The organism is Arthrobacter sp. 05L44 (assembly GCF_056397605.1).
This window is the reverse complement of sequence record NZ_JBFTNS010000002.1, coordinates 71,138-80,699: the sequence shown is the minus strand read 5'-3', so window position 1 is coordinate 80,699 and position 9,562 is coordinate 71,138. Positions and strand designations below refer to the sequence as shown.

Annotated in this window: 10 protein-coding genes and 2 tRNA genes; 8 read left to right on the top strand and 4 right to left on the bottom strand. The window is 67.0% G+C overall.

All coding sequences use genetic code 11. From position 1 onward, the window contains the following. Positions 1 to 70 precede the first annotated feature (70 nt). On the bottom strand, positions 71 to 625 hold the full coding sequence (locus tag AC1DHY_RS05650) for a single-stranded DNA-binding protein (RefSeq protein WP_476878753.1): 555 nt from the start codon (positions 623 to 625) through the stop codon (positions 71 to 73). Positions 626 to 877: 252 nt separating this feature from the next. On the opposite strand from AC1DHY_RS05650, the gene AC1DHY_RS05645 reads away from it, so the two are divergent. After that, a tRNA-Arg gene (locus AC1DHY_RS05645) sits at positions 878 to 950 on the top strand. Positions 951 to 1,054: 104 nt separating this feature from the next. On the opposite strand, the gene AC1DHY_RS05640 is transcribed toward AC1DHY_RS05645, so the two are convergent. Continuing rightward, entirely contained in the window at positions 1,055 to 2,071 is a 1,017-nt protein-coding gene (locus AC1DHY_RS05640; protein WP_476878754.1) for a magnesium and cobalt transport protein CorA, read from the bottom strand. 230 nt (positions 2,072 to 2,301) lie between these two features. Here AC1DHY_RS05640 and AC1DHY_RS05635 point away from each other — a divergent pair, with 230 nt between their 5' ends. Together AC1DHY_RS05635 and AC1DHY_RS05630 are read left to right on the top strand one after the other, a co-directional pair. Continuing rightward, positions 2,302 to 2,832, top strand: a complete 531-nt coding sequence (locus AC1DHY_RS05635) for a LapA family protein (RefSeq protein WP_476878755.1) — start codon at positions 2,302 to 2,304, stop codon at positions 2,830 to 2,832. Positions 2,833 to 2,859: 27 nt separating this feature from the next. Further along, positions 2,860 to 3,192 carry a DNA alkylation repair protein gene (locus tag AC1DHY_RS05630; RefSeq protein WP_476878756.1) on the top strand — a complete coding sequence of 111 codons (333 nt, stop codon included), beginning with the start codon at positions 2,860 to 2,862 and terminating at the stop codon, positions 3,190 to 3,192. Here AC1DHY_RS05630 and mptB read toward each other — a convergent pair. Continuing rightward, positions 3,185 to 4,750, bottom strand: coding sequence for a polyprenol phosphomannose-dependent alpha 1,6 mannosyltransferase MptB (mptB, locus tag AC1DHY_RS05625; RefSeq protein WP_476878757.1), 1,566 nt, complete (start codon positions 4,748 to 4,750; stop codon positions 3,185 to 3,187). The two genes, AC1DHY_RS05630 and mptB, sit on opposite strands and share 8 nt — an antisense overlap. A 159-nt stretch (positions 4,751 to 4,909) precedes the next feature. On the opposite strand from mptB, the gene orn reads away from it, so the two are divergent. The 4 genes from orn to def all read left to right on the top strand — a co-directional run bounded on the left by orn (position 4,910) and on the right by def (position 7,655). Then, positions 4,910 to 5,557, top strand: coding sequence for an oligoribonuclease (orn, locus tag AC1DHY_RS05620; protein WP_476878758.1), 648 nt, complete (start codon positions 4,910 to 4,912; stop codon positions 5,555 to 5,557). Positions 5,558 to 5,686: 129 nt separating this feature from the next. After that, positions 5,687 to 5,759 (top strand) — tRNA-His (locus AC1DHY_RS05615). 132 nt (positions 5,760 to 5,891) lie between these two features. Beyond that, positions 5,892 to 7,046: an acyl-CoA dehydrogenase family protein gene (locus AC1DHY_RS05610; RefSeq protein WP_476878759.1), complete on the top strand. Its 1,155-nt coding sequence runs from the start codon at positions 5,892 to 5,894 to the stop codon at positions 7,044 to 7,046. Positions 7,047 to 7,082: 36 nt separating this feature from the next. After that, positions 7,083 to 7,655 (top strand): peptide deformylase, encoded by a 573-nt coding sequence (def, locus tag AC1DHY_RS05605; RefSeq protein ID WP_476878760.1) that lies wholly within the window; start codon positions 7,083 to 7,085, stop codon positions 7,653 to 7,655. Positions 7,656 to 7,684: 29 nt separating this feature from the next. On the opposite strand, the gene ppk2 is transcribed toward def, so the two are convergent. Further along, entirely contained in the window at positions 7,685 to 8,617 is a 933-nt protein-coding gene (gene ppk2, locus AC1DHY_RS05600) for a polyphosphate kinase 2 (RefSeq protein ID WP_476903293.1), read from the bottom strand. A gap of 150 nt (positions 8,618 to 8,767) precedes the next feature. Between ppk2 and AC1DHY_RS05595 the strand changes: the two genes are divergently transcribed. Further along, positions 8,768 to 9,559 carry a 1-phosphofructokinase family hexose kinase gene (locus AC1DHY_RS05595; RefSeq protein WP_476878762.1) on the top strand — a complete coding sequence of 264 codons (792 nt, stop codon included), beginning with the start codon at positions 8,768 to 8,770 and terminating at the stop codon, positions 9,557 to 9,559. Positions 9,560 to 9,562: the final 3 nt, after the last annotated feature.

Genomic DNA, 9,562 nt, shown 5'->3' with positions numbered 1-9,562 from the left:
GAGCGCTGTCCCAGGCTTGTTCCGGCTCGTCTCACGCGGCAATTCTGCCACGGGTGCAGGCCCGTTCTGCTTAGGCGGCGGCCTCCCGCACTTCGCCCGTCTCGGCGTCAAAGTCCAGGTCGTCGCCCCCGCTCCCTCCGGCGCCTGAATCGGCATCGGAGTCTGCGTCGTGGGCGGCGTCGTCCGGGCCCCGGGCGTCGTCGTGACCGGCGTCGTCGCCGCCCGGGCGTTCCTGGACTGCCGCGTCCTGGCCCGGCATGGGGCCGGCGCCTGCCGTGCGGGTGAAGTTGGCCGAGCCCCACATCAGGTCGTGGCCAACGGACTCCGCGTCGATTTCGGCCACATGGTGGATCCGCCCTTCCTTCTCCCAGCTGCGCATCTTGAGCCGTCCCACGATGATGACCCGTTGGCCTTTCCTGATGCTGCAGCCCATGTTTCCGGCGAGCTGGCGATAGCCCTGAACCGTGAACCAGTTGGTGTTGCCGTCCACCCAGGCGTTGGCTGAGCGGTCGAACCGGCGCTCCGTGGAGCCCAGCCTGAAGGAGGCGGTGGCAACCCCGCCCGGCGTCGTCGAACTCTTGATCTCCGTGGCAACGAAGCCGCGGACGGTGATGCTGTCATTCATTACGTTGTCCTCTCTCCCATAGTCCTGTCTGGAATGGTCCTGCCCTTGCAGGCAGTTCCAGCTTCGCGCCAGGCCAGCGGCGGCGGCAGGGTCATCACCCGCTATGTGGAAAACCCGTGGCGCAGGGACAAAGCCGGACAGGCGGCCAGTGCGCGGCCCGTGCGCGGCCCGTGCGCGGCCCGGCCGGCGGGGTGCGCCCGGCACTGTAAACTTCTTGAGGCGTATCCGGCAGCAGCCGGCCAAGCCGTAAGTGCCCCAGTAGCTCAGGGGATAGAGCAGCGGCCTTCTAATCCGCCGGTCGGGGGTTCGATTCCCTCCTGGGGCGCAACGTGCGGTCCTGGTCGCGGTCATCCGCGGTCCAGGACCGCATTTTTTCGCCGGTGCACCAAGCAAAGTGCGGGCGCGACGCCGGCCCGGGCTACGCCGCCGTCAGATCCACTTGTTGTGCCTGAACGTCAGGTAAAGGATTCCGCCCATCAGGAGCATCAGGCCCAGGGCCATCGGATAGCCGAAATACCAGTCCAGTTCGGGCATCAGACGGAAGTTCATCCCGTAGATGGAGGCAATCAGCGTCGGGGCGAAGAGGATTGCTGCCCAGGAGGAGATCCGCTTTGTTTGTTCGTTCTGCGCGATGCTCGATTCGGTCAGCAGCCGCATTTCATCGTTTTGCCGCTGCGCCACCAGCGCGGCGTTGACGGCGAGCGCGTTCTGCAGCAAGGCACGGAACGCGGCGATACGTTCGCCCAACCGCAGGACGTGGTCCAGGACGTCCCGAAAATGATCCTGCAATTCGGTCTCAGGTACGCGATCGGGACTGCCCACGCGGAGCGACTGCAGCATCGCGGCCAGCGGCGCCGTCGCCCGCTGAAACATGATGACCTGCCGTGAGAGTTCGTAGATCCGCCGGGAAACACCGGGGTCGGCGGCGAAAAGATCGTCTTCAATCTCGTCGACGTCGTTCTCCAGCCCGGCGGCGACCGGTTCATACTCGTCGACCACCTGGTCCACGATGGCGTACAGCACAGCATCCGGACCGAGCGCCAGGAACTCCGGCTGGGATTCCATCCGGCGGCGGACCCGCGCCAGGTCCGGTGATTCAGCCCGGCGCACAGTAACGACGAAGTCCGGGCCGGTAAAGACGTGGATCTCGCCGAACTGGACCTTCTCCACGTCGTCCAGGTACCGGGCGGGCCGGAGGACGAGGAAGTTGGTGTCGCCGTAGTGTTCGAGTTTGGCGCGCTGGTGGCCGGCCAGGGCGTCCTCGACAGCCAGATGGTTCAGGTCGAACTCGTCCGCCACCGAGCGGAGTTCCGCAGCATCGGGGCGGTAGAGCCCGATCCACGCCATCCCCTGCCGCTGCCGCAGGACGAAATACGTCTCATCCAGATCCTCCGGATCAGCGGTCCGGTATCCGTCCACATACACCGCGTTATCGACGATGGTCACGGCAGTGCCTCCTCCGCTGACCCGCACGCTCCGGGCATCCCTTGGCAGTGACGCTATACCGTCCATGGCGCGCTGCCAACAGCCTGGATTCCCGCCAGCAGGCGCCACCGGCAAACAGCGCGGCTGGCTGGACCTGCCCCGAAGCCCTAAGCAGGCTTAGTATTGTGGTGACAGAAGGGGCCGCAGTGAATTTCCTCGCGGCCCGCCCGCAACCGAAAGGTACGGCCACCATGACGCAGACGCCCCGCGGATTTGATTCCCAGGACTCCCAGGATCCCTACGACGTGCCCTCCGCTCCACCGGTGACACAAGTCGCTCCCGGCGGATCGCCGGGGCAGGTTGATGCGGCTGACCGCGCCGCAGTGGGCACCGATCCGGCGGTCGGCGCCCCGGCGGACCCACTCGCCGCCGACCCACTCGCTGTCGACCGACGGCCCTCGCCGGACACCAGCACGCCGGGAAACGGCACCGGCCGCCCGGAGCCGCACAGGGTGACCCGGGCCGGAATGGTCTGGACCGCCGTCGCCGCCGCCCTGGTGGTGCTGGTCCTCCTGATCGTCTTTATCCTGCAGAACCAGGCCTACGTCCAGGTGCGGTTCTTCGGCCTTGAGGGATCCGTCCCGCTGGGTGTGGCACTCTTTATCGCCGCGGTCGGCGGCGGGATCCTGGTGGCTATTGCCGGAGCGGCACGGATCATCCAGCTCCGGTTGGCCACGCACCGGCAGCGCAAGCGCCTTGCAGGCCAAAGCTCGGGCCGCTGAGCTCATCAGGATGACAGGCGCGGACGCATGGCGAACGCCGACCTGGTTGCTGCCGTCCGTTCGGCCCTTCAGGCGGCGTCGGATCCGGTGCGGGCCGCGGCGGCGCAGCAGTTTCTGAAGTCAGAGATGCCATGGTTCGGCGTCCGGGTGCCAGCGCTCCGCAGAACCGTCAAGGATGCCGCCAGGCAGTTGCCGCCCGGTTCATTGGCCGAGCTGCAGGAGACCGCCCTCAGGATGCCGCCAGGCACGACGGCACGAGGAACGTTATGCGGCGATCGACCGGTGCGTGGCTTCGTGCAGCACCACGGTGGACGCCTGAGCCCGCTGTGGCGCAGGGAGGCGCTGCGCAAGATCAGATGACCGGCCGGGTAGTGACAGGTTCCGAGGGCTTGCTGAACAGCTGCTTCGTCTTAGGGTCGAGGAAGATCAGATAGAGGGCGAAAAGCAGGGCGATGATCGCTGCCGCGTTGCGGGCGAGCGCCAAGGCCAGGCCGAGATCGTCGGTCTGCAGGTAGGGGAAGACCTCCAACTGGTCCGAGATGGCGTAGACCATAAAGAACGAGACCATAAAGTACACCGCTTTGACCTGCCAGTCGTCCCGGATGCCGGTGACTGCGAAAAGCGGGATGAGCCAGACGACGTACCAGGACTGGATCATCGGCGCCAGGAAGACGACGGCGGCGAAGGCGAGGGTCAGGCGGCGCATCAGGCGGTCGAAGTCGCCGCGGAAGATCTGCCAGCCGACGATTCCCAGCGCCAGCAGCTTTCCGGCGTCGTAGACCCACTTGGCGATCCCCCAGCCGTCGAGGCTGAAGGCGTTGAGGATCGAGGCGACGATCAGCCCGAGCAGGCCCACTGGCGCATACCAGATCCAGATGCTGCCCGGGGCGGAGAGCCCGTTGATCCAGCCGAAACCGAAGCCGTTCACCAGGCTCATCGCGTAGAGCATGCCGAGGCTGAGCCCGGCAGTCAGCGCCCAGAAGACGAACTTGCGGGGCCAGCTGGCGTTCTTTCCTGCCCACAGGAGGCCGATGAACGGCAGGAAGACAATGGTGATGGGCTTGACGGAGATGGAGAGCACCACCAGCACCAGGCCGAGCGGTACCCGCTTGGTCGCGCAGTAGTAGAGCCCCGCCAGGGCGAGTCCGATCATCAGGGCGTCGTTGTGCACGCTGGCGATGAAGTTGGTCAGAAACAGCGGGTTGGCCGCGGTGAGCCAGAGGGCGCGGTGCGGGTTCACGCCGTGGAGTACTGCAAGTTTGGGCACGTAGATCATGCACAGGACAATGCCGACCAGGGCGGCGAGGCGGAACAGCATGATGCTCGCCTCGGGCTGCACGTTGGTGGACCAGACAACAAACTGCTCGATCCAGAGGAACAGCTGCCCGTAGGGCACAGGCGCCTCCGTCCACATCTTGTCCGCGCCCAGCTGGAAATAGTTGGACAGCGCCGAGATGCCGTTCTCGTACGGGTTGAACCCCTCCACCATCAGCCGGCCCTGGCCGATGTAGGCGTAGACGTCCCGGCTGAACAAAGGAACGGAAACCATCATGGGCAGCCCCCACGCGGTCACGGCCAGCAGCGTTGCCTTCCGCGCACCTGTGCCCCAGGTGCGTACCCGCTGCCCCAGCCGCAGCCAGGCACGGACCAGCAGCATGCCGCCGACGGCCAGGAGCACAATGCTGAGCCCGACGCCGACAGCCTCGGTACGCATCCAGATGAACAGCGGCAGGCGGCGCAGCTCGGAGACCGGCGCGAGCCAGCCGACGCCGAGGGAACCAATGGCCATAAAGACGGAGCCCACGAACCCGGCCAGGATCGGCGACCGGGCGTTGTCCACGTCCGCGGCCACCGCCTCGGTAGCGGTGCGGGATGCACCGGCGGCTGTCTTCCCCGCCGCAGGTACAGGCGCCGTCATCTCAGGATCGTCCAATCTGTTGTGGGCTGCTTTGATCCCCGCAGATGGTCCGGAAATCCGGCCATGGGGCAAGCCGCGATGACGAAGTTTTTCGACGGCCGCGTATTCGAAAGCCTAGCACCGGACCTCTCTGCGGCGGCGGAACGGTAGGCTGGGCGGGTGCCTATATCTAATGAACGCATCGTGTGGATCGACTGCGAAATGACCGGCCTGGACTCCAAGAACGACGCCCTCATCGAGGTGGCGGCGCTGGTGACGGACTCGGAGCTGAACATCCTCGGCGACGGCGTCGACGTCGTGATCAAACCGGACGACGCCGCGCTGGCCCAAATGAACGACTTCGTGCGCGACATGCACACCCGCTCCGGGCTGCTGGCGGAGCTGCCGCACGGCAAAACCATGGCCGAAGCCCAGGACCTGGTGCTGGAGTACATCAAAAAGTGGGTCCCGGATCCCAAAAAGGCCCCGCTGGGCGGCAACTCCGTGGGCACAGACCGGGTGTTCCTGGTCCGCGACATGCCGGAACTGGTGGAGCACCTGCACTACCGCGTGATCGATGTCAGCACCATCAAGGAACTCTCCCGGCGCTGGTACGCCCGGGCGTACTTCCAGTCCCCCGCCAAAATGGGCGGCCACCGCGCCCTTGGCGACATCAAGGACTCGATCGACGAGCTCCGCTACTACCGGGAGGCGGTCTTCGTCCCGGCTCCCGGGCCGGACAGCGCGACAGCGCAGCGGATCGCCAAGTCCGTCATGGCCCCCGCCGAGACCCCCGCGGACACCCCGGCAAACGCATCGGCGGAGTAATCTCCACCACGTTTGGGGAAAATTTCGGCAAATTCGCCGAAAGTGGCAAAACCACCCCCGAACAGCAGGTAAGCTATTTGTCGTTGCCTTTTCAGACGCCGGTCCGCCGGAAGGTTTGACGGGCACATGGTGGGCGTAGCTCAGTTGGCAGAGCGCCTGGTTGTGGTCCAGGAGGTCGCGGGTTCAACCCCCGTCGCTCACCCTCACCAAGGACGGCAGAATTGTCCGACCTTGCCAAAGGCCGCACCGGTTATCCGGTGCGGCCTTTGCTGTTTGCCGGGCTGCCTGCCACTTGTTATCTGTCCAGTGTTGACCGTGCACGGAAGGAACCGCGATGCAGCGCCAGCTCTTTGAAGAAGACCACGAGATGTTCCGTGAGATGGCGGCGGAGTTCAACGCCCGGGCAGTGGCCCCGCATTACAGCCAGTGGGACCAGGACCACATCATGCCCCGCTCGCTGTGGACCGCAGCCGGCGAACAGGGCCTGCTGGGCCTCGCCGTTCCCGAGGAGTTCGGCGGGCTGGGCATGTCCGACTACCGCTTTCGCGCGGTCTTGGACGAGGAATTCGCCAAGAGCAACCACCTCGCGGTCGGGCTGGCCTTCCACTTGCACGATGACATGGTCCTCCCCCACCTGCTGGCCTACGGCTCGGATGACCTGAAGTCGCGCTGGCTACCGGGCATGGTTTCCGGTGAGACCATCACGTCGGTGGCCTGGACCGAGCCCGGGGCAGGGTCGGACCTGCGGGGTATCCGGACCAAGGCCCTGCGCGACGGCGACGACTGGCTGATCACCGGCCAGAAGACCTTCATCGGCAACGGCGTCTCCGGGGACGCGTCCCTGGTCCTGGCCCGCACCGACGGCGGATCCGGCCGGGGTGGCCGCGACGCCTTCTCGCTCTTTATGGTGCGCAAGGCTGAGGGCTACACCGCGGGCCGCCAGCTGGACAAGATGGGGCTGAAAGCCTCCGACACCGCCGAACTGTTCTTCGACAACGTCCGGGTGCCGCACGGGGATCTCGTCGGTGAGGAGGGCAAGGGCCTGCAGTACGCGGCCGAACAGCTCCCTCAGGGCCGGCTGGCCATCGCCGTCGCCAGTTCCGCCGTCGCCCGCGCTATTTACGAGGCAACGGTGACCTACACCACGGACCGCAACGCCTTCGGCGAGCGCATCATCGATTTCCAGAACAGCCGCTTCGAGCTGGCGGACCTCCTCACCGAGGTCGAGGTGACCGAGGGGTACGTGGACCGGGCGGTCCAGGCGTTCAACGCCGGCGAGCTGGACGCCGCGTCTGCGGCCCGTGCCAAGCTCTGGGCCTCGGAACGGGCCAAGTCCGTCACCGACCGGTGCCTGCAGCTGCACGGCGGCTACGGCTACATCCTGGAATACCCCGTGGCGCAGGCATACCTCGCCGCCCGCCTGCTGCCCATCTTCGGCGGCACCAACGAGATCATGCGCGACGTCGTCGGCCGCACCATCGCCGACTGACCCGCGCCGCCAACCGCACCAAAGGAACCACCCGATATGACAGTCCTTCCCATCACGATCTGGGGCGAGCCCGTCCTGCACCGGCGCGCCGCCGAGGTTGAGGTCTTCGACGACGAACTCCGCACCCTGATCGCGGACATGTTCGAAACCAACGACGCCGCCAACGGTGTGGGCCTCGCCGCACCCCAGATCGGTGTGGGGAAGCGGCTCTTTGTTTACAAATACGCCAACGACGACGGCGCCCCGCCGGCCGGCGTCGTCGTCAATCCGGTGCTGACGCTCTCCAAGGTCTCAGGCGCACTGCCGGACCCGGATGAGGAAGAGGAAGGGTGCCTGTCCTTCCCCGGCGGCCACTACCCGCTCAAGCGTGCCGAGTGGGCGCGGGTGCAGGGCTTCGACGGCGACGGCAACCCGCTGGAATTTGAAGCCACCGGCTGGTTCGCGCGCGTGATCCAGCACGAATTCGATCACCTCGACGGGAAGCTGTACGTCAACCGGCTGATCGACCGCTACTCCCGCAAGGCCATGAAGCAGGCCAAGAAGAGCGGCTGGGGTGTCCCGGGCTTGACCTGGATGCCGGGCGTGGATCCCGACCCCTTCGGCCACTGACGGCGGGCCGGGGTTCCTGCCGGCGGGGTTTATCCCGGCGGCGTGGATTCCCGGCCGGCCGGCTTCTGCAGGCTTGCGGCATGGTCCGGAACGTAGCGGAAGAGGTCCCGCGGCGGCCGGGTGTAGTTCACGGCACGGGGCCTCGCCGGCAGGGTGACCGGCTCCGACCGGACCTCGACGTAGTCGATGCTTGCCAGCAGGTGCGCGATCATGTTGATCCTGGCCCGGCGCTTGTCCTCGGCTTCCACCACGAACCAGGGTGATTCGGCGGTATCAGTCTGAACGAACATGTCGTCCTTGGCCCGCGAATAGTCCTCCCAGCGCAGGATGGCCTCCCTGTCCATGGGTGAGAGCTTCCACTGCCGCAGCGGGTCTTCCAGCCGGGATTTAAAGCGCCGTTCCTGTTCGGCGTGGCTGATGGAGAACCAGTACTTGAACATCAGGATGCCGTCCTGGATCAGCAGGCGCTCGAACACAGGGCACTGGGCCATAAACCGTTTGTGCTCCGCCGGTGTGCAAAACCCCATAACGCGCTCGACGCCGGCGCGGTTGTACCAGGACCGGTCCATCAGCACTATTTCCCCCGCGGCCGGGAGGTGCTCCACGTAGCGCTGGAAATACCATTCGCCGCGCTCCCTTTCGGTGGGTGCCGGGAGCGCGACGATCCTCGCGACGCGGGGGTTCAGGTACTCGGTGACCCGTTTGATGGCGCTGCCCTTACCGGCGGCATCCCGGCCCTCGAATATCACCAGCACCCGCGCCCCGGTGCTGCGGACCCATTCCTGCAGCGCGACCAGCTCGGCCTGCAGCCGGGCGAGTTCGGCTTCGTAGACTTCCAGCGGCAGGCGGGCCGGACGCCGCGGCGCCCGTCCCGGGTGCGCGGGCGCGGTATCCGGGCCGGCCTTACCGGCGTCGGTCTTGCCGTTGCCAGTCTTGCCGTTGCTGCCTTTGGTGTGTGCCATGCATCCCGCCTCGGTCGTGACGGGTCACCGTCCCTCTCGGGCCCCGTCGCGCCCCGGGCCCCGTCGCGCCCAGTCTTGCGGAGCGACCGGGTGCCCACAAGGGGATACCGGCCCGGGGACACGCCGTCGGACTGCTCCTATGCTGGGCCCATGGAAGCCTCCACGCCGGCGCAGCCTATCCTCACTGTCACGATCAACCCGGCCCTCGATGTCAGCACCACCACCGACGTAGTCTCCAGCGGCCACAAGCTCCGGTGCGGGCCCAGCCGCCTCGACCCCGGGGGCGGCGGGGTCAACGTGGCCCGCGTGATCCAACGCCTCGGCGGCCGGCCGCTGGCGGTCTACACCGCGGGCGGGCCCACCGGCGAGGCATACCGGCGGCTGATCGAGGCGGAACGGCTGCCGTCCCTGGTGGTCCCCGTCCTGGGCAGCACCCGCCAGGACTTCACGGTCGATGAGACCTCCAGCGGGAAACAGTTCCGCTTCGTCCTGCAGGGGCCGGAGTTGAGCGAACCCGAATGGCGGCTGTGCCTGGCACTGGTGGCCGACTCGATCCAGCCGGGCGGCTACGTCGTGGCCAGCGGGAGCCTTCCACCCGGGGTGCCGCACACCTTCTACGCTGAGATATCGAGGCTGGCCCGCGAGCAGGGAGCGCGCTGTGTGGTGGATGCGTCCGGACCGGCCCTGGCCGCGGCACTGGCCGAAGGCGTATTCCTGGTCAAACCCAGCCGGCGGGAGCTCGGGCTGCACTTCGGGACGGAGCTGGAGGGCCAACAGGGCGAACTGGATGCGGCCATGGCCCTGGTGTCCGACGGCTCGTCTGGCCCAGGGCCGCGGACCGGCCGAGGCGTTCCGCTCCGCCGTTGCCGCCGGAAGCGCGACCGTCATGACCCGGGCCACGGAGCTCTGCCGCCGGGACGACGTCGAGCGGCTGGAAAGTGAACT